Source organism: Comamonas composti DSM 21721 (assembly GCF_000429845.1).
Classification (GTDB): Bacteria; Pseudomonadota; Gammaproteobacteria; order Burkholderiales; family Burkholderiaceae_C; genus Comamonas; species Comamonas composti.
Genome location: NZ_AUCQ01000045.1, coordinates 1 through 19,756, shown reverse-complemented (window position 1 = coordinate 19,756; position 19,756 = coordinate 1). Strand labels below are relative to the sequence as shown.

Annotated in this window: 15 protein-coding genes; 1 reads left to right on the top strand and 14 read right to left on the bottom strand. The window is 57.5% G+C overall.

Annotation, left to right across the window (positions count from 1 at the left end):
- Nucleotides 1–306 (top strand): transposase (locus tag G486_RS0116625; RefSeq protein WP_027016552.1); only part of this gene is annotated, 306 nt, incomplete at its 5' end.
- Nucleotides 307–692: 386 nt separating this feature from the next.
- Here G486_RS0116625 and G486_RS24345 read toward each other — a convergent pair.
- The 14 genes from G486_RS24345 to G486_RS0116565 all read right to left on the bottom strand — a co-directional run bounded on the left by G486_RS24345 (nt 693) and on the right by G486_RS0116565 (nt 19,554).
- Complete coding sequence (locus G486_RS24345; RefSeq protein ID WP_211233803.1) at nt 693–938, bottom strand: hypothetical protein; 246 nt, start codon at nt 936–938, stop codon at nt 693–695.
- A 228-nt stretch (nt 939–1,166) separates the two neighbouring features.
- Nucleotides 1,167–1,580: a hypothetical protein gene (locus G486_RS24105; protein WP_169728609.1), complete on the bottom strand. Its 414-nt coding sequence runs from the start codon at nt 1,578–1,580 to the stop codon at nt 1,167–1,169.
- Nucleotides 1,581–1,726: 146 nt separating this feature from the next.
- Nucleotides 1,727–2,812 carry an IS630 family transposase gene (locus tag G486_RS0116620; protein WP_027016551.1) on the bottom strand — a complete coding sequence of 362 codons (1,086 nt, stop codon included), beginning with the start codon at nt 2,810–2,812 and terminating at the stop codon, nt 1,727–1,729.
- A gap of 161 nt (nt 2,813–2,973) precedes the next feature.
- A complete protein-coding gene (locus G486_RS22630) occupies nt 2,974–3,492 on the bottom strand; it encodes a very short patch repair endonuclease (RefSeq protein WP_051303635.1) in 519 nt (172 codons plus the stop codon).
- 37 nt (nt 3,493–3,529) lie between these two features.
- A complete protein-coding gene (locus tag G486_RS0116610) occupies nt 3,530–5,311 on the bottom strand; it encodes an AIPR family protein (RefSeq protein WP_027016550.1) in 1,782 nt (593 codons plus the stop codon).
- Nucleotides 5,308–6,318: a PD-(D/E)XK motif protein gene (locus G486_RS0116605; RefSeq protein WP_027016553.1), complete on the bottom strand. Its 1,011-nt coding sequence runs from the start codon at nt 6,316–6,318 to the stop codon at nt 5,308–5,310. Before G486_RS0116605 ends, G486_RS0116610 begins: the two co-directional genes overlap by 4 nt.
- Entirely contained in the window at nt 6,302–9,178 is a 2,877-nt protein-coding gene (locus G486_RS0116600) for a Z1 domain-containing protein (protein ID WP_027016549.1), read from the bottom strand. Before G486_RS0116600 ends, G486_RS0116605 begins: the two co-directional genes overlap by 17 nt.
- A gap of 23 nt (nt 9,179–9,201) precedes the next feature.
- The gene (locus tag G486_RS0116595) at nt 9,202–10,701 is read right to left on the bottom strand and encodes an ATP-binding protein (protein WP_027016548.1); all 1,500 of its coding nucleotides are present in this window, start codon (nt 10,699–10,701) and stop codon (nt 9,202–9,204) included.
- On the bottom strand, nt 10,698–13,223 hold the full coding sequence (locus G486_RS23160) for a sigma-70 family RNA polymerase sigma factor (RefSeq protein ID WP_156920071.1): 2,526 nt from the start codon (nt 13,221–13,223) through the stop codon (nt 10,698–10,700). Before G486_RS23160 ends, G486_RS0116595 begins: the two co-directional genes overlap by 4 nt.
- 363 nt (nt 13,224–13,586) lie before the next feature.
- On the bottom strand, nt 13,587–14,552 hold the full coding sequence (locus G486_RS23155) for a YagK/YfjJ domain-containing protein (RefSeq protein WP_169728608.1): 966 nt from the start codon (nt 14,550–14,552) through the stop codon (nt 13,587–13,589).
- A 320-nt stretch (nt 14,553–14,872) separates the two neighbouring features.
- On the bottom strand, nt 14,873–16,423 hold the full coding sequence (locus G486_RS0116580; RefSeq protein WP_027016545.1) for a YfjI family protein: 1,551 nt from the start codon (nt 16,421–16,423) through the stop codon (nt 14,873–14,875).
- 10 nt (nt 16,424–16,433) lie between these two features.
- Complete coding sequence (locus G486_RS0116575) at nt 16,434–16,676, bottom strand: helix-turn-helix transcriptional regulator (protein WP_027016544.1); 243 nt, start codon at nt 16,674–16,676, stop codon at nt 16,434–16,436.
- Nucleotides 16,677–17,074: 398 nt separating this feature from the next.
- Nucleotides 17,075–18,169 carry a hypothetical protein gene (locus G486_RS24100; protein WP_156920070.1) on the bottom strand — a complete coding sequence of 365 codons (1,095 nt, stop codon included), beginning with the start codon at nt 18,167–18,169 and terminating at the stop codon, nt 17,075–17,077.
- Nucleotides 18,170–18,705: 536 nt separating this feature from the next.
- A complete protein-coding gene (locus G486_RS0116565; protein WP_245587353.1) occupies nt 18,706–19,554 on the bottom strand; it encodes a tyrosine-type recombinase/integrase in 849 nt (282 codons plus the stop codon).
- Between the last annotated feature and the right edge of the window lie 202 nt (nt 19,555–19,756).

Genomic DNA, 19,756 nt, shown 5'->3' with positions numbered 1-19,756 from the left:
GATGCCGACTACCTGCCCATCGGCCAGTCCTGGCGCAGAAGCTGGAGTCGGCTGACCCCGTTCTTTGATTACCCGCCAGAGATCCGCAGGGTCATCTACACGACCAATGCCATCGAGTCGGTGAACATGGGACTGAGGAAGCTGAGCAAGAACCGGGGCTCATTCCCCAGCGATGAAGCTCTGACCAAGCTGTTCTATCTGGCATTGCGCAATATCAGTCAGAAGTGGAGCATGCCCATCCGCGATTGGAAGGCTGCCTTGATCCGCTTTACCATTCAGTTCGGAGACCGTATCTCCGCCAACTGAAGTCCGACCCGTTTACACAAAAATTCGGACACGCCCCTTCCTCGGCGCTGAGGGAGATCCGTCGATGCGATGTGGTCTTGGGCGTTACATGCACAAGGCACTTGGCGTGCTGGCCGAGGTAAGCTGGCTCGGGCAGAAGGCAAGCCCATCGTGCAACTCATCGGTAGCCGAGCGGGCGTCTACATCCACGTGAGGGGCGACCGCAGGACTTGGCCTGAGCGCAAGACAACCTTGCGAGGCTATTCGGCGGCTTTTGAACGTTTTGAATGGTGTAGCGCTACCGAGATGAGCTGCGGCTTTTTGATATACCACATCACAACGGCCGACTCCCCTTTACAGCCTGTAGCTGCCGCTCGATGAGCCCGTCTTGAACGGCGGTGACCAGCCTAAAGCTGTCCTTGAAGAAGGGCTACGGCCTTTTCCCATTCGGGCGATGGCATAAAACCTAAGCTTAATGTGTGCGCGTACAGGCTGTTGACCATATCCAAAGATGCGTTAAACTCGCGCGCGCAACGCAAGATCAAACTAGGCTCAATTTCGTTAAAAAAAGGAGCCAGGATTCCATTCGCTAGTTCATTTCCTGCACTTAAGCGACCATTGTGAAACGATGCAATCACATCCGACGAACTCACGATGGGTCCGTATGGAACATTCATATGGTTTGCGATGAGGTAAGCGCCTGACATGCATCTGATTGTCTAGTATTGCTAGCGGACTTGGTAATTTCGTTGCTCGATTGGTGGTGCTCAGCGAGGACTCAGCGTCTCGTTTTATCAATGCCATCTTGGCGCTGTTTGAGGAAGGATTGATTGAGTGACTAAGTTTGAAGACTGCTGCTTGTGAACGAGGAGCATCCGGAGCTAAGACCTCGCTAGGGGTAGAAATTGGCGCTTACCATCTTTGTGTTCTGTGAACAGGAATATTGGATAGAGATACTGAGGCTGCTTTACTAGGACTTCATTGGCCTTTTCGGTATATGAAATTTCACCGTTCTTCGCTTTGAAAGAATAGTGGTAAGAAGTTTTTCCGTCGTCAGACCAGCCATCATCGTCGTAAGAGCCTAGGCGCGTTTTGATTATTACGGCTTGAACTTCAGGTATCTGACCGACCCAATTTACTCCTTGCTGTGGCGTATTTCCAATAATGCCATCCGTACCAGACCAGTAGGGTGATGCCTCAACTTTCGAGAACTGCACAAGGTCATAAAGATTCCGCTTGGTGACAATGTCACCAGTCGAAAGAGAAAAGAGATCTTGGGTTTTTTTCAGTTCCATGTGTGACCAGTTGATAGAGGCGCCAAAATTAATGTACGCACGCATCAACCCGCGTGCCATATCTGGCTCTTGCGGTCTACATTGATGCGGAAAACTTGTACAAAAGGGTGTTTAGTCCCCTCTTGGCTTGTTTGCTGCATTTAAAACTAGTGTCCTGAGTTAGAAGTTCGCAGACAAAATCGCTCAACACCTGCAAGGATATCGTCGGCAGACTTGACCCAGTTGAAAGGGTGAGGGTCGGCGTTGTTGATGTCCAGGTACTGCTTGATGGCCTGCTCAAGCTGACGCGTCGAGCGATGGGTGCCACGGCGGATGTACTTCTCCGTGAGCGTGGCAAACCAGCGCTCGACCTGGTTGAGCCAGGAAGCCGAAGTGGGGGTGAAATGCACATGGAACCTCGGATGGCGGGCGAACCAGTTCCTGATCATGGACGTCTTGTGCGTGCCGTAGTTGTCCATCACGAGATGGACATCCAGCCCGTCCGGCACGTTGGCCTGCACCGTGCGCAGGAACTGCAGAAACTCGCTGCTGCGGTGGCGCCGGTGGAGCTCACCAATCACTTCGCCGGTGGCAATGTCGAGTGCTGCGAACAAGGTTGTAGTGCCGTGGCGCATGTAGTCATGGGTACGCCGCTCAGGAATGCCCGGTGCCAGCGGCAGGATGGGTTGCGTGCGGTCCAACGCCTGGATCTGGCTCTTCTCGTCGACACACAGCACCATGGCCTTGAGCGGCGGGTCCAGATACAAGCCAACGATGTCACGCACCTTCTCCACGAACAGCGGATCGTTGGACAGTTTGAACGTCTCCTGGCGGTGCGGCTGCAAGCCGAAGGCGCGCCAGATGCGTGCGACTGCCGTTTGCGACAAATCCATCTCACGCGCCATGGTGCGCGTGCTCCAATGGGTCGCATTCGCAGGAGTCGACTTCAATGTGCGCGCGATCACCGCATCAACACGAGCATCATCGATGCTGCGCGGGGCGCCCGGGCGAGGTGCGTCAAGCAGACCGTCCAAGCGGTGTTCAACGAAGCGGGCGCGCCACTTGGAAACCGTTTGGGGTGTCACGCGCAGGCGAGCGGCAACCGCCTTGTTCTCCATGCCGTCGGCACAACCCAGCACGATGCGTGCACGCAGTGCCTGCGCCTGTGCGGTCTTGCGCCGCAGGGTCAATGCCGTGAGTTGCTCGCGCTCTGCATTGCTCAGCACGAGTTGCGTCTTGGGTCTGCCTCTCATGATCACCTCGTCGTGTTGCCACATTACACGATTGATCAATCGACAGACAATAAATTCAATGAATTTCTAATTCAGGACACTAGTACCCAATGTCCTGTGAGCGTATTCGCATCAAACACTATAGCTCGCGTATCGATCTCAGGGTCGCATGCTGCCGCTGGTCAGCTCTGAGCGGAATGGAGGTCTACGATGGCCGCCGGTACCCGCACAAATCGGTCATGTCTTAGTGTTGATGTGGCCCTGATCTCGCCAAGAGGCTCTCTGCTTTCAATCCAGGCGCCCATTGCACCTTGCAGGCCGGCAACAGTTTCGACATCGCGTGTCGCGCATTCCCAGACAACTAGCACCCGCCAGCCCGATGCTCGGAGCTTTTCGGTTGCGCGACGGTCGCGATCAACGTTAGCTTCAAGCTTGGCCTGCCAGAAGTCGGGGCGCGTAGCAGGTATCTTGGCATACCGGCATCCGTGGTGCAGATGCCAAAAGCAGCCGTGGACAAAGACCGCAACCTTGTGAGCGGGCATGACGATGTCGGGTGTTCCTGGCAGGTCGCGCCGGTGTAGCCGAAAGCGATAGCCCGCAGCAAACAGCAGTCGACGGACAAGGAGCTCCGGCTGCGAGTTCTTGCCTTTGATCCCTGACATCATCTGGCTGCGCCTGGCGAGACTGACTACATCTGTCATGATGAATCACCATACTCCAAAAACTCCGATCTGCCATTCAGGCGGATTTGACCTCCGGTATACCATCGGCAGGCTTCGAATAGCTCGCACCCATCACGGCGTCCTTGCACTCAGGCCGCTTGGCCCACTCCGATACCATGCGTCCTCCGGAGGTGGTGTGCAGCGCTTCATTGACTTCCCGGGCCCAAATAGCGATCTGCTCCATGAGCTCTGGTGAGGCAGCCTGCTTTTCCCAGATGCGGTTCAGATCAATGCGCGAACCGAGCTTCTCGGAAAGAACAGAGATCGTGTAAGTCGTCACGTTGGCCTGGAAGGCCTGAAACATCGGTCGCAGCAGCTTTTGGGAGTCGCGGTAGAGCTTGGCCTTGGCGATCATGGACTTGAAGTCTGCCACGCCAGGCAGCGGAGCCTCCTGTCCCTCGGAGGGAGCGAGCGCGGCCATGAAGCGGTCGAAGTTCTTCTGCGAGCCCATGCTGACGATATCCGGCTTGCAGTCCCAGGCGTTGAGGTATTTAGCCAAGTCGGTCTTGGTGATGCGGCGCGCGGTGGGAATCGCGGCTTTCAACGCATTGAGCTTGGCGGTTGTCGTGCCCTCGCGCGAGAGCAGCGTGTTGTAGCTGCCGGCGGCACGCTCGTAGAACCATTGGCCGACACCGTCCGGGCAGTAGATGGAGCGAGAGAGCTTCTCGATCTCGACGTGGAAAGGCTTGTTTGCCGAAAGGTCCGATTGGCGGACAGCGTTCTGGCTGTTGGCGAAGCGCGAGATGTCCGACACCAGTGCTTCCTCCTTGGTTGAGTCCTGCGCCTTCATGACGATGATCTTCGCGGGAACGCGAACCCGGCTGAGGTCCGTTTCGGGGTACTTCTTCTTGGTGAAATAGAGCGATGCGGTGGTCTGACCGCCGTTCACGATCTGCAAGCCTTTGAGCCAGGCGATGCCTTGCTCGCCCTGGGAGGTTTTGCCTAGCAACATTTCATCGGCCACGATCACGATGCCATTGTTGTAGGCCATGAAGCGCTCGGGCGCCGCGCGGAGCGTGGACTGGATGCCGGCGTTGACGCCCTTGCCTTTGACGCTGAGAAAGGATCGGACGTTGGCTTCCAAGAGGCGTGCGCCGAACTTCTCGTAGAGCAGCCGCAGTGCTTCGCCGGGGACCGCCGTCATGGCGTAGTCGTAGTCGTCGTTTTCGCCCGGAACGTAGACGCAGGGAAGAGGAGAGCCCGACACCTCTTTAAAGTCGACCACCAGCTCGTCGCGCGACTTGCCCTCGGACGTGTGTCGATACAAGCGTTCGATGTCCATCACTTCGAGTCGTACGGCCTTGCCGCCAATTTCGCGCGTCGTGAAGCTCTTTGATTTGGCGACCCTGTCGGTGATGACGTAGAGGCGGACCTGCTCGAGGTCGTTGTAGATGGCCTGCAGGGTCTCGGCCAGCGAGCGCACGTCACTGGATGGGTCGAGCTTCTGCGCCATCTTGCCTTCGGCGCACAGCGTCAAAAAGCGCAGGCAGCGCTCGGCAGCCATCTTCGTCTCGGAGTCGGTGATGGACGTGATTTCTTCGACGCCGGCATAGAGGCTCACGAACAAGTCGAGCTGGTCGCCTTCGTCGGAGAGGGAATAGCCGCTCAGCCGCAAGATGGCATTGCCCACGGTACCTTCGAAGTGGCATTCCACAGGGTCGAAGGTCATGCCGATCTCCGACATGTGCTCCATCACGATGCCAGCGAAAACGAGCTCTTCGTAGAGCGCACCTTCACGCATCTGAGACTTGACGGCGGACTGTGTTTCGCGCAGGAATTCCGGCAGGCTTGAACTCATATTGCTCCCAATTTTTTCAATGCATCGGCGGCCGGGATTCTCGGTCCAGCGACCTTGTCCAGATCTATCTCGTATATGGCTTTCGTTATACCCAGCGGCACGCTGCCTGGGGTGAGACGAGGGAATCCTTCGTTTACCTCGACGACGCGAGTGTCGACCAATGTGAAGCGGCGGATGTAGTGCTCCGCGTGGGCATCGAAATAGCCGGCGGCGATCAGCCGCTCGCTCAGCAGGCGCACGGCCTCGGACTCGTCCGTGGCGATATCGCGCATCTCAGCCACAAGCTCCGGCAGACTCATGCCTGCATCGGTTTGGCGAAGCTTCGCGCCGACCATAAAGAGTGGCTGGCGCACAGAGTCGTCTAGCTGGTCAAGCGAGCCTATCTTGGCGAGGAAGCCTGCGGCAGAAAGCGTAGTCTTGACCTCCAGGGAGCCGGTGCCGAGCTCGAAGTCCCGCGGGCCGTCCAGCGGCCCAACCCAGGATTCGATGGCGGTAGCCAGCGGCACGCCCGAGTCGATGATTGTCCGCAGCAGCGTGAGCTCGCCCACCAAGCCGATTTCGGATTCGGGGCTCAGAGGCTGCGCGCCCTTGCGCATGAACTCCTGCCAGGCGCGGATGCGACCAAGGAAGACCCTGAGCAGCCGGTTGTCGTCGGCGTTCGATTCGACGTCGATTGCATGGACCACATCGGCCACCATCGCCGCGAACAGCTCCACGCTGCCATGCGAGCTTCGGGTCAAGGCGAGCCACGTTAGATCATCGCCGCCTTGGTCTACGCGTGAAACGGTGAAACCCTGGCCTTCGGGAAGCTTCTCCGCCACAGGGATGGAGGAAGCCGGGAAGCTGAAGAGGAGTGCCTCATTCTTCTCCGGGAAGCTCAGTCCTGCTCGAAGGGCGCACGAGCCGTTGCCGATCGTGGCGATGGAAATGCTGCGCCATCCCGAGGCATCGTTGCTGTCGCTCAGCGATCGCCAGGCGAGCTCGATGTTGTCAATCAGCAGGGCCATATTCTTGTGTCCAAAGCAGGTGATCCACGGCATACTCGACCTTCACGCCGGAGTCGCTTGATGGGAAGCTCACACCGAACGCCATGACGGGATCCTTCCGTGCTGCGATCGCGTCGCTGCCCGCTTGCTGGGGATCCAGAGGATAAAGCAGCAGGAGGCCACGCTGCGGCGCCGGAGCGATGCCAGCGGCCTCTGAGCCCCAGCCGCGGATGTGGCGGATCGACGGTCCATTGGGAGTGTCGGGCTCGCTGGGCTTGACGCCGTCCTTCTGCCGGCCTGCGTCGGGGTTGAACATCTTCTTGGTCCGAGCCAGCGCCGCGCTCCACGCTGCGTTGTCCAAGTCGATTGCCTCGTCTCGAGGTGAGAGCAGGCGCCCGATCGCGTATCGATCCGCAATGTCTTTGTCAGCGCTGCGCTTGGTCATCTTGTCGATGGTCAGCCCACCAGCGAAGTTGTGTTTGTCGCCAGTTCCTCCGCCTAGCAGAGCAACGGTCCACGAGGTCAGCTCGCCGGTCGCCGCCATGGAGCGGACGAAATCACGAAGCAGAGCGCTGTTGACCTTGCGAGCCTTCGGATGGGTGATGAATGCCTCAAAAAAATCGGCGATATGGTCGGCCGGAACTTCGTTCCAGAGGTAGCCTTCCCATTGCTGCTTTTTCGTGCCACGCATGCGCTCGGGGTTGATCTCGTCCGGCGCCCCACATGAAGCAATGAGCTTGTTGGACGTGGCAAGGTTTTGATCGAGTATCTTGCCGTCGTTGTGCAGCGACACGGTTTCGAGCAGGTCGCCACTGAACGAGAGCTGCAGATTCTTGGCAGTGCGCATCTTCAAGGGAGAAGTCACAAGAAGCACCGGATGGGATTGGACCCGAAGACCGTAATCGCGCGGCGTGGCGCCGCTTTCGGCCATTGCGTCGAATTCTCCGCGAAGCTCTTCGGAGGCGTCTGCGATGTGGCCGAACCATTCGACGAGCTCCTCGGTCGTGTAGAGGCGGCAGAGGTCGATGTATCCTGGCCGGTAGCCGAACCAACGGCCCATTTGCATCAGCGTGTCATACATCTTCGTGGTGCGCACGAAGTAGCTGGTACATAGGCCTTCGAGTGTCAGGCCCCGCGCGAGCTTGTCGCCGCCGATAGCGATAACTTTGAGTGGCGGCCCGTCCTCGGTATAGTCGAGAGCGTCCTTGGCCTTACCGTTCACCATGCGTACGTCGATGTCAGAGAGAACATCGGGTAGCTTGGCGAGGACTTCGGCCCAGGGGAGGGTGGACGGAGGCTCTTCCGATTCAGTGAGCATCGAGGCGATCACCTCGGTGGTGGGGATGAAATCGGACTCCCAGAGAGTGCGCAGCTCATCGAGCAGCGCCTCGTGGTCGATCTCGCGGGTGATCCGCAGCTTCATCTTTTGGATGAAGTCCTCGACTTGGCGATGCACTTCCTTTTGGACGAGCGTGAAGCGGGTGACGTGGATGAGCATCGAGGCGTGCTTGTCTCCCTGGCCGCGGGCCTCCCGGGCCGCGCAGGCCAAGACGAAGGAGTGGACGGCCTCGCGTAGCGAGGGGGGCAACGCGTCTTGCCCCATGTAGGTTGGAGCGTGGTCCTTCTGGTGCTTCGGCGGCATCCAGCCATTGCGGCCGTCTTCGCTGGCATGATCCTGGATCACGCGGTTCAGCGGCAGGCCGCTTCGGCCGTCCGGGGTCTGAATGCCGAAGACTCGCGCCGGGCCGACGTAGTTCGAGGGCGCGGCCAAGTTGACGATGAACGACTGGGGGAAGAGGTCGGGGCCTTCCTCGGATGTTTCGTTCTGGCGGTGGATGAAAATGTTGGCGAACGGTGTCGCGGTATAGCCGACGTAGGCCTTCTTGGCGAAGATGTTCAGGATCTTGCGGATCCTGCTGTTGATCGCCTTGGGCTCATGGTCGTCGTCCGGCTTGCCATCGGCGCCGATGTGCTGCTCGCCAGTATCGACCGAGGCGTGGTCGGCCTCGTCGTCGATCAGCAGCAGCGGGAGGTTCGACACGAAGCGCTTGCCGTGCTCGTCGGTCGCATCGGCCACATGGCCACGGATCCATTTGAGCAAGCGCTCCAGCACGACCTTGTGCTTCTTGACGACAAAGAGCCAAGGACGCTGCTCTGGCGTGATGGCCAGGTGCTTGGCGATTCTGGTGTTGAAGTCGCCCGTGTCGGTGCGATTGGTCGCGCAGTTGGGCTTGATCTCGAAGTCGCGGCCGTGCTCGCCGACGCCGATCAGCTTGACGATGTCGCCTGTGGCCGAGGTCTCATAGCCGAGGAAGCCCTCTTCGAGGCGGATCTGCGTTTGCGAACGCAGGTTGTTGTGCAGGCCCGCCAGGATGATGATGATCTTGTAGCCGGAATCGGCCGCCTTGCAGATCAGGCCCGAATAGTTGGCGGTCTTGCCGGACTGGACGTGCCCCACGACCAATCCGCGCCGGTCCCAGGTTCCGGGGCGTCCGGGGTCTTCCATGAGACCCAGGATGCGGTCCGTCGACCTGTCCACTGCGTCGACGGCCGTCGACGACATCTTGCGTTCCAGCATGTCTCGGTACCGGGGCCAATACCGCCAGTCCTTCTTGCGTGCCGTATTGAGCCAAGCTTCGTGCCCTGCCGTGTCGGAGAGGGCCGTGTCCTGTCCGATCCAGAGGCTGAATCGGCGGATCAGCTCGGCGACGGCGCCGGCCTTGTCGACGGAGTCTTCGTTTCCGGGAGCGACCACCGAAGTGGCGATCGCCATTTTCTCGGTTATCGCGGCCGCTGTGATGGGCCCCTTGTCCTTCTCCGCGATGAGCAAGCTCTGCGCGATGCTGAGCGCTGTCGCGGTCAAAGTGCTGAACTCTGGCATTGATTCCCCTTTTGTGTTCTTGTCTATGCTGCTTCTGGGCCGTTAAGTCCTGCGATCAGCGCCGGATAGTTCTGGAATGGCTCGGTGGACAGCAGCGCGCGCTTGGCCGCATCAACGGACATGCCGCGGCGGCTGATCATGTCGACGAAGAGGGTGCGCAGCACCGGTGCGACGGCGTCCGGAGGCTCGCCCGAGAATCCGGTCCTGGGCGTGCCCTTGTTCTCCGCGGTGTCGAGCCAGATGCGCTGAACCGGCACTGACTCCTCGATTACGCGCAGCATCGCCTTGATCAGCGGCGCGAGATCTCCCGCGCTATCCAGCACGGCCGCGACGGCCGGATGGGTTGGCTCGATCCGATAGCGGATGCCATCTTTCACATGGTCGACCCGCCAAGCCTGCTCGATCGGCGTGTTGCGCTGGGCGGGCATCGGGGTCCCCCGGTAGGCGAAGACCCGTCGGGCGCGCTCGCGCGTGTCCTCTGCCAGACGCGTCAACCAGGGGCGCAGTGCCACCGGCGGTCGGGCGATCGATTTGCGAATGTCGATCTTCCAATCAGCGTCGGCTGTGTTGGGTATGTCGAGCTGAATGCGAGCCAGCCGGTGCGCCTCTTCGCGATTCCATGCCTTGGAGTTGCCCAGGCCCAGCCAGCTGCCAGCCATGAGCAGTCGATCGTTCCGGTAGACATAGAACCCTTGCTGCGCGGTCCAACCGGCAGGTCCTTCGTTCTGTTTGAATTCGTCCTTTGTGAGCTTGTCCTGGTGAGGCAATACATGGCACTGTGCCACTACCGGCCCGCTTTCGGTCCGCATCGGTGCAAGTGGCGAGGTCCACGGCTTGGAGGGGTGCCCCGACATGAACGGATCCCAGGCCTCTACGGAGCGATTGTTGATCAGCAGCTTGATGCGCGCGCGCGGGCCTTGCAGCAGACGATGGAAAATCATGGCCAAGTGCGTTTCCACGACAGCCGTCATCGTCAGAAAGTCGTCGACCGTGTAACCAGCGGTGACGATGCGGTCGAGCTTCTCCCAGAGTACCAGTGTCCCGGACGCTTTGTCGTCGAGACTGTTCAGATGCCGCTCGGAGCCGTCGGCCGGACCTTCGAAGAGTAGCCAGTCGCTTTGCGGGTCGGCCGCCAGCTCATCCAGATCCCAGCGTAGGCAGCTTCGCTCGCCGTCTCTGACACTGGCAACGGTCAGCCGACGGCATTGGGAAAGAGAGGCGGTCTTCAACCCCATGCCGAAGCGCCCCAGGTCGTGGGCCTCGCGGGTCGCAAGAGGATTCTTGTCGCCGAGCCGCATTGCTCCTTCGAGTTCCGGGTCGCTCATGCCTCGCCCGTCGTCCAGGATCAGCACGCGGCTGTCGGGGCCGTCCCACTGGAAATCGATTCGGACCTCGCTCGCGCCAGCGGAGATGCTGTTGTCGACGATGTCGGCCAATGCTGCCGCAGTCGAGTAACCCAACCCCCGCAGGGATTCGAGCATTGCCATCGCGCGTGGCGGAGCCTTGCGGGCTTTCGCGGTCATTTCCAATAGCCTTTCCCTGGCGAATGTTCGAAGCCGAACTCGATCAGCTTGCGCGCGAGCCTTCGATGCGGGTTGTCGGAGGGGTCCACTAGGCTTACCCAGATAAGGCCCGAGGGGGTCTCGCGTCCGTCTTCAACCTGGATGCCGAGTTCGGTAGCTTGCGCGAGCACTTGGTCCAGGGGCGCTGCTTCTGTGGCTTCGGGCTCGTCGTCGTCCTCGTGCTCATCTGCGATTGGAGCGAGGGGCGGCTCTTCGGGATGCAAGCCCAGCGCCATGCGGGCGAAGGGCTGCGCCCGCTTCGGATGCCGGAGCTTTTTGAGCGCCTTGGCTTCGATCTGCCGGATCCGCTCGCGTGTGACCTCGAAGCGCGTGCCGATCTCGTCGAGCGTCAGCGCCTCGTTGATGCCGATGCCGAAGCGCATCCGCAGGATGTGTTCTTCCTTGCGGTCCCTGGTCGACAGTGACGAGATGAAGCGATTCACCGCGTGATTCAGTTGAATCCCGTCGAGTACGTCCGCGGGATCGGGCGACGTATAGTCGTCGCGTGCATCGAAGGCGATCATGCTGTCGACGGTCGTGTCATCGATGGAGGATGGTTCGGGTGCGATGCTCAGTAACGCGGCGAGTTTGTGGCGCGGCATCCCCACGCGCTCTGCCAGCTCGTCGAGGGTCGGCTCGCGGCCGGTGGCCGTTTCGAAGTCCTGGGCCATGCGCTCCGCACGCTTGAGCTTTTCGTGTATGTGGACCGGGACGCGGATGACCCTGACTTTGTCAGCAACGTAGCGACCGATCTGCTGTCGAATCCACCAAGTGGCGTAGGTCGAGAAGCGAAAGCCGCGGCGCCAGTCGTATCGGTCGACGGCTTTGAGCAGCCCGATGTTCCCCTCCTGCGCCAAGTCGTCGAGCAACTCGCCGCTGTTCAGGTATTTTTTTGCGTGGAGGAAGGAGAGCTTCAGATTTGCAGCAGCCATGCAGTCGCGGGCTTTGCGGAAGTCGGCCATGGCATGCCGGAACCCGGGGCAGGGCTGCGCGGCATCGATTAGCTCCAGCAGAAAGCGGCGATTGAGGCGCAGGGCTGCAAGCGCCTCGCGAATTTCTCGAGGCGAAGCCCTGGGCGCTGCATTCGCCCCAACCAGAGCAGCCAGTTGCTGGAGCAGGTGGGCGAAGTTTGCTTTACCGGCGTTTACCGTTGATTCTTCTTCCTGCAGGTTTTCTTCGTCGACGGTGCTTTCCGGTTTTTCGGCGGTGGGAGTGCCTGCTTCCTGGCTTTCGGCTAAAGCGGGCTCAGGGTCTGGCTCGGGCACGCCGGCCCAGATCGAAGAGAGTTGCCTGAACCCAGCGACGGCTTCCGCGCCAGCGGCCAGCGTCCGCGCGATGCCATCCGGCCATCCGGTCAGCGCATCAAGTGCCTTGTCGAGGGCCGCTTCCATGTCTTTGGCGAGCTGAATTTCCTTCTCTGCCGTGAGCAGCTGCAGACGCTGAAATTCGCGCTGATAGATTCGCAGTGGCTCGTGGCGGGGTGACGCGGCGCGGTCGATCGCGACCAAGGCATCATCAAGGATAGCCTCTTCGTCGGGCGTTTCTTCTGGATCGATGAATACTTCGAAGTTTTCGTCAGCATCGGAATACTCAACGCGCTCGTCGACCTCGGCACCGAGGTCGTTGATGACCATTGCCAAGTAGGCCTCGGCCTCCGGGTTGATCGAACGGTCTTCGTTGGAGGACTGTGCTTGGACATCCAGGCTGGGCACGCTGCCTTCCCGGATTGCTCGCAGGAGCAGGCGCCTGAGATGCGCGCGGCCTTCGGCATCGTCAGCATGGGCCAGCGGCAGGGCCACTTCGGGCAGGTAGGCGTCGATGTCATCCCATCCTGCTGAGGAATCGATCGGCTCATGGGCTGTTATCTCTGTCTGGACTGCGCTGGCCAAATCCAGGATCATCAGATCAGCCTCCGGCCGTGCCGGCGGCTCCTCGGCCTCCCAACCGGAGAGGTCGAACTCTTCATCGTCGATTCCGTTTACGACGATCGAGGTGGGCAGGGCCAGCTCTGAGGCGGATGGGTTGGCCTGGATTTCGAGTTCTTGAGGCTCCGCAGCTTCTTCGGACTCGGCTGGTACGGACCCAATGGAAATGGGGCCTGAGAGTGGGGTGGGTCCGACTGGAGGATCGAGCTCTGGGCCAGTCGAGATCGTGGACGCCGGGAAGGAGTGGATCGGTGAACAGCTGGCTTCGAGGATCGCCGCAGTAGCTTCTGACCCGGCAGCGATGGCGATTTCATGGGCAGTCTTGCCAGAGGGGTCGAGCAAGGCGTGGTCGGCGCCGGCTTCAAGCAGCAACTTGCAGATTGCCGGCTTGTTTCGCGCAGCGGAAAGCATGAGAGGCGTCATGCCGCTGGCGTCGCGGGCATTGAGGTTGTCGCCTCGCTCGATATGGATTTGAACGGCGCTCTCTACACCGGCCATCACGGCCAGCCGCAGGAACTGGCTCAGGGGCCGGGCGCCGGCGATGTTCGCCTCGCTCACCAAGGCACGCCTTCTCCGTCCGACCGGCCCGCGGACTCCTTCAACTCAATGTTCAGCGCGATGTCATGCTCCAACGTAAGGCGCTGTTTCGGGCCAAGCACTTTCCCTCTCTCCTGGCCGATATAGCCATTTGGTGTTTCGTGATGGTTACAAATTCTACAGGCAGTAGAGCGTTGGCGCCTGAGTTTCACTGAAAAAGGCCTAGTTGTTCATGTGAAAAATCCAACGACCGCTGAAGTGCCACTCAGCGGGAGTTTATGTGTTGATGAACACTTGCCTTAGCTGCTGCATAACAGTCAAAGACAGGCGAAGCTCTAACGGTAGCAAAGGACTATTTATGATGATTCTTTTGTTGAATATTGCCTACCCAAACGACGTCATGCATCTCGCACCTTGAGTGCTCCACACCTTACTGGCAAGCCGCTTCTCCAGCATTGCCTTCTGCTGGAGTGTGAGCGACGATCTGCGCAATGTCTGCGTCAATCTAGGCACCGCTAGCCGCACGATGGGGTCCTTCTTCGCGAAATACTTGGCGATCTCCTTGGCACCTACTAGGAAATCTGCATCATTCCTCTTGAAAACACCCACCGCACAGTGCTTCATACGCGCTTTGTACTCCAGCGTGTTCGCATTGAAGTAGATTCCAGCACCCTGGGTGATGGTGTTCTTCCAGTGTTCACCCAAATGCTTGGCTATCGTCACATCTTGGCGAACGGCAGAGCCATCAAAGAACAGAAGCGTGTGAATATGGATGCCTTTGTCAGCTCCATACTCAAACTTGGCTGCATAGCCAATAAAGCTATCCTTGAAGCTATTGGCGGTATAAGCATGAAATAAATCCCAATCATTCAATGCTCTGAGTTCTGGCTCCCAGTCATCGGTATAAATCTCTCCGTAGGAGAGGTCGAGTCGAATAACCATCAGCTTGGAGTAAATCTTGTTCAGGTCTTTGATGTAATCGAGTAGAGAATGCGCCAGTTGTTGTTCCTGGCGAACATGGTTTTTATAGATCTTCTGAAAAGCAGATGATTTCACTAATTGATCCAGGCTCTCAAGGAATTGAGCCTGATCGATGTAGTTGTCTGGGTGTTGATCATCACTAAACAACGCATTGAATTGCCCTTCATGGTTGGAAGGGTCAATACCAACAAAACAATGGCCAGCCAACCAAAGCCAAGGGTCCTTGCTCTCGATCAGCTTGCGCAGGACTGGCGCGTAAGCATAAGGCGACATCAATCCACACACTTGAGCAAGTTGCTTTTGAAGGCTCTTTTTGGTGAGAGCCTTTTTCCACTTCGTGCTCTTCATTTCATGATGAATCCCTTTCATGCAAGTTCTCACCTGAGTGAGTGCTGAAAGATGAGTCTGCGAGTCTTGCATTTGGATCATTCTGAATAGTGTGCGGCTTTGTATTGTTCGCGATGATTGGTGGGTATGTAGTTGTTGGCTTGTTAAACAGTGCTTTATCACTCTAAGGGGTGTATATTGAAGTGTGCCTATGCTGGTTGTTGATTAATATACCTTTTAAATATATTAATATCAATAATATACACTCCCTGTTTTTTTTGTATTAAATAGAGTGATAAATGACCAGTTTTCTGTTGGTTTGGTTGTGTTGGTTGTATAAATTGCTTGAATAAGTTAAATCGCTAAATGGGAGAGCGTTTGAGGAAATCAGTAGTGTCAGAGCTAACGAGGCCACGGCTCTTGGTAAATTCATTGGAGAAATTTACGCTTTCCAAGTTAGACAAGGTATTGTTGGTGTTGCTCAATTGAAATACTTTATCGCTGCCAAAAACTAACTGGATATGTCCATGAGTCAAAAGGTACCGCAATACCAAGCAGACAGATTCGGGGTCACGGGGGCGAGGGCTGAATTGTTGGATTTCACGACGGGTGAAGGTTCTCGGGGTACCGAATCCGGTGAGAGGGCTCTTGCTACGCATCCATACCAGAATCTTCTCGGCATGCTTTTCGATGTTTTTTTCCTCGGGGGACTTCGCAAACAGGCGATCAAACTCATCCAGATACCATACGATGATGGCAATGGCTCGCTGTACGGAGTCTTCTGAAATGGTTTGTGCATCGCCTTGTGCCATTTCGAAAATGGCGGCCATGCGCGCTGCGTGCTCCGCTGCTTTGGAGGCAAAGTCCTTGATGGGTGACAGGCGACCGAATTGCGGATCAAGGAGCTTCTCGATTTGATTGAGGAAAGTCACCCAACGGTGCTTTGCCTGCGGCTCAAAAGTCAGAACACGCCGGGCCTCGCCATTGCGATGGCGCTCAACGGCTTTCAGCAGAAGCTGATGAACTTGGGATTGGAAAGTCAAAATGCCTGATGGCAACGAATCGCTGTTGTCACTCCCGTCGACAAACCGCTGGCCCGCCGTGGATTTGGGGAAGGCGACGAGGGTACGAGCAAGATAGCCGACCTCGCGTGCGTAGTTACGGTCCTTGCCGCAAAGGAACTTCAAAGCATGGGGCTGCACAGCAAGGCCTGTGCTCAAGCGCGCGCCTTCGACCCATTGGCTGTCGGCCGGATCCTTGCGGTCCATCTCGAGTGTTTGGCCGTCCCAGGCTCGGTTGAACACGGGAAGGTTGCTCATGGTGCGGCCTTTGATCAAATCAGCTGCTTCGTTCGAATGGAGAACTGCCGTGCAGGGGTTGACGCTCAGTTCCGAGTACAGTGCCGCCTGGGTGATGTCGGACAGCATGAAGCGCATACGGGCGGGGAGCAGGGGAGCAGCTCGCGTGAGCTGGCTCAACTCTTCTTCCGTGGCTGTGTTGTCACGGCCAGCCTTAGCATTTTTTTCCAGCCGCTGTGTCAAGCCTCGGACTTTTGCGAGCCGGATTTTTTCATCCAATTCGAAATTGGCCGAACCCTCGGTGTACTGCTGTCGCATGGTTTTTTCCAAGCGCCGGATGGGCTCGAAAAAGAATCCATCGGCAGCAGTCTTGCGCTCTCCCGAGTCGGCGAGAGTGAGAAAGTACAGGGAGATTGGCGTGACCCCGGGAAGGCTAGGGCGTTTCACATCAGCTAAGCCCTGGCATGCTGTTGCCAGGGCGCAAAGCGCAGAGGCTGCGATCAAGGGAGTAGAGGCTTGGGTCAGGCGGCGCACATCGTTCACCGCGTCCAAAATCAGTGGTGGCAAGTGGTGCGCGGGGTAGTTGTCCGTGACGGAAGGCGAGTTATTGAACATCGCCAACTCCTTACTGCTTTGCCGACCGGGCATTCAGCCAGGCGTCGATGTCATGCAGACGCCAGCCCTTGGCACCACGGAGTTGAGTGCCGCCGTAGAGAGGGAAGGGCTTGGGGAAGGTCGGGTCGTACTGCGAGCTCGTCTTGTTGAGACGACCGTAGATCGTGGAGCGGCTCAGACCCGTGATGCGGATGACGTCCTTCAAGCGGCACGCCGCATTGGGCGCAAATTCGGGGCGATTTGGATTTGGCATTTAAGTCCTTTTGGTTAAAGAAGGACTTCATGCTGCTGGGGCTCCAAATGTCAGTCGATTGCGCTTTTTGCTTGTTGGCCATGTGGCTGAGGAGAGCATCTTCGATAAGTCATTGACCCTAAATGACTTTTTGCTGGGCTTGAGGAAGGGCGCGAACAAGCAAAGACTAGGAAGTTTTGTGTGGCGACCCCCTGGGCTACTGGCTACTTTGGCTATGTCGCCACGCAAAAGCGGCTACAACCGATCCCCAAAACGCGGTTTTTGGCATAAGAGGAGCTGCGCCAAACAAGCAATCTGGCTGTCAGTTGGGGGAGTGTCGATGCGGCTAGAGCGCGCCTATCAATGACTTGAACTAAGCCATTGAGGAGAAGACGTTCTGGGAGGGAGCCTACCTGGCTTTACCTGCGGCCGCCTCGCCGAGACGGCGTCAGGCGAATGATGGTGGAGATGGACTTTGCGTCAGTCTCTGTAATCAATTGGCCAAGTTTGCCAGCGACTGGAGATCCCTTGATCTGTAGCTTGACAAGCCAGCTCTCATAATCGCTGCTAGTCTTGAACTGCCTAATGTGGGAGCGATCTTCCTGCAGCTGTTTGACAAGCCGATCCAAGACGACAGGCAGCCCATCTTTGTAGGCCTTGCGCTTTTTGGTCCTCTGACCATCCTGGGGCGGGTATATCAGCTTGATTGCGATATCACGCAGTTTCGGACTTTTCCAGTCAGTTGAATTTTTAGCCTCAAGCTGTGTATGAAGCCACGTCTTGACCTCATCTGAATGCAAGGAAGGATTCTCTTGCCGTCTCTCTTCAATCCAGATTTGCAATTCATTGAAAACTTGAAGCAATTGACCTAGCTGAGGAGATATGTGATCTCCGGTGACTGGGATTTGTGCGGGTGTTTTTTGGGGTGCTGGTTGACTCAGCAGATTACGGAGCTTGGCTTCATCGGCTGGTTGCAAACGTAGGTTGCCAAGTCGAACAAGAATGCCGGCGTGACGTCGAAAATCTTCAATGGTCAGGCCATCCCATCGAGCACCCTGGCTGTCGATAACGGTAAAGCAAGGGAATAAAATAGGAGGTACAAGAGGTTTGCCAAACGATTCGGCTTGCCACTGATCTAAGCCATGTGCTTTTTGCCTTTGACGAGCTGTCTGTATATCCCAGATTTTTTTGCCGACTCCCCCTAAATGAATAATATCGAAGACTTTGATCTGGATACTTCCATCATCTCGCAATTTTTTGTAGTCATTGTGGCTTGGCTGGATACACTCCACATCTTCGACTGGGTAGATCTTTGTTTTAGGCAGTAAAGGGCTGGAGAGTTCGTCCCCGTTGGAAAGCGCAGAAAAGCACACGAGTCCTATTCGCCAGTTAGGCTCGATGGCTACCACGGGGGTGACGCCATTTTTGAGGGCAAAGTCCAACAGTTGATTCGCTGAGTTTTCTAGCTCTTGGGCAAGAACTTCTAGTTTTGTGAATTGATTCGCAAGGCTCATGAAATGAAGATCAAAGGCGCACTCGGAATTGTAGAAGGCAGTTTGCGACCGGTCGCATCTGTAGGTACATCCATCATGCCATGACCTGTGTTGGGCTGTTGCCGGCTTCCAAGGCATAGAAGATGAGCCCGGGGCTAATTCATGAAGGGGTGACGTGATCGTGTGGCTTCTTCTTGCCTGTGAATACGATGCTGCAACCAAGCGAGTTGTCGTAAGTCAACGATCATTGGAATCCGATACTAGAAGCGTTACTTGTTCAGGCGTTGTATTTCTGCAAATCTGTGCGCAAAGGCTTGTCTGGTTTAGGGGCCGGTAGACCGGGGAACAAACCGGGGAACATAGGCCTGTAAGAAAGGAAAGAACTCTAGGTTTTATGCTATCTTTAGAGGTAGATTCAATTGACGCCAGCCCATTCAAAGCAACGCCACACAATGGAATCCCCACTGTGTGGCGTTTTTCTTTGCTATCAAATTGCCTTCGGTTGCCGTGAAATTCACACCGAAATCACACCAAATTCACACGGCGAATCGCACGGGTCACTCCGAGGCCTTGGCGGCTGCCCGGGGCTTCTGGTAGTCCTCCCGGATGAACTTGCCATAGGTGCGAAACACCATCTCCACATCTTCGTGTCCCAGCTGCTGGGCCACATACCAGGGGTTGGCGCCGGCCGTGAGTAGGGTGGATGCGTAGGTGTGCCGTAGCTGATAGGGGTTCCGGTAGGGAATGCCGGCGCGCTCCATCAGCGGCAGCCACAGCGTTTTTCGCACCTGGGCGTCGGTTTCCCATGGCTGCATAGTCCTGGGGTTCAGCCAGATCCTGGGCCCGCGGGCCTGGCTGATCTGCTGCTGGGCACGCAGCGCCTCGAGCGCGTCGTCGCTCAGATCGACCTCCCGAATGCCGGCCGCAGTCTTTGGCGTCTTGATCACGCCGGCGACCTGGTTCTGCACCACCTTGGCGATGCGCTTATCCTGGTCGATATGCTCCCACTCCTGGGCCTGGAGCTCTCCTGGGCGCAGGCCGGTGTTCAGCCAGTACTGGATGGTGGGCCATTCGTCGCTGCGACAAGCCTGCAGCAGCATGGCCCGCTCAGCCTGGGTAAAGGGCTGGATCACATAGTCGCTGGCCTTGCTGTTTTGGCGGATCAGCTTGGCAAGGGCGATACGGTCAAATGGATTGAATTCGATCAACTCATCATTCAGCGCATCTTCGAAAACGCTCCGCAATGGAGTCAGCAAGTTGCGTATGGCCTTGCTCGTGCAGTCCATTGCGCTGATCCAGTCGCGCAGCGCCGAAGGCGTCACCTCGCGTAGCTGTTTTCCGTGCCAGGTCTTCATCCTGGCGCTGTTGATGGCCTTGGCGTAGCCGTTGTAGGTGGCAGGGGACATCTTCCCGTTCTTTACCTGTTTTTCATAGAGCTCCAGCTGGTCCTGCAGCTTCTTTTCTAGCCGACAACTTTCTCGCTCGGGTGCGCGAGCCTTGGGGCTGTCCGGGAAGAGAAGTGGCCCCGGTTTTTTGAACAGTTGGCTAAGCGAGATTTCTTCCCGTAAAAATGGCCTGACAGCAGGCCGAATCTGGAGAAATCTATGA

Coding starts and splice junctions, on each gene's coding strand:
- G486_RS0116610 (WP_027016550.1), bottom strand. CDS start 5,311: ATGAGTTCAAGCCTGCCGGAATTCCTGCGCGAAACACAGTCCGCCGTC.
- G486_RS22630 (WP_051303635.1), bottom strand. CDS start 3,492: ATGACAGATGTAGTCAGTCTCGCCAGGCGCAGCCAGATGATGTCAGGG.
- G486_RS24105 (WP_169728609.1), bottom strand. CDS start 1,580: ATGGAACTGAAAAAAACCCAAGATCTCTTTTCTCTTTCGACTGGTGAC.
- G486_RS23155 (WP_169728608.1), bottom strand. CDS start 14,552: ATGAAAGGGATTCATCATGAAATGAAGAGCACGAAGTGGAAAAAGGCT.
- G486_RS0116575 (WP_027016544.1), bottom strand. CDS start 16,676: ATGCCAAATCCAAATCGCCCCGAATTTGCGCCCAATGCGGCGTGCCGC.
- G486_RS24100 (WP_156920070.1), bottom strand. CDS start 18,169: ATGAGCCTTGCGAATCAATTCACAAAACTAGAAGTTCTTGCCCAAGAG.
- G486_RS0116595 (WP_027016548.1), bottom strand. CDS start 10,701: ATGACCGCGAAAGCCCGCAAGGCTCCGCCACGCGCGATGGCAATGCTC.
- G486_RS0116580 (WP_027016545.1), bottom strand. CDS start 16,423: ATGTTCAATAACTCGCCTTCCGTCACGGACAACTACCCCGCGCACCAC.
- G486_RS0116600 (WP_027016549.1), bottom strand. CDS start 9,178: ATGCCAGAGTTCAGCACTTTGACCGCGACAGCGCTCAGCATCGCGCAG.
- G486_RS0116620 (WP_027016551.1), bottom strand. CDS start 2,812: ATGAGAGGCAGACCCAAGACGCAACTCGTGCTGAGCAATGCAGAGCGC.
- G486_RS0116565 (WP_245587353.1), bottom strand. CDS start 19,554: ATGTCCCCTGCCACCTACAACGGCTACGCCAAGGCCATCAACAGCGCC.
- G486_RS0116605 (WP_027016553.1), bottom strand. CDS start 6,318: ATGGCCCTGCTGATTGACAACATCGAGCTCGCCTGGCGATCGCTGAGC.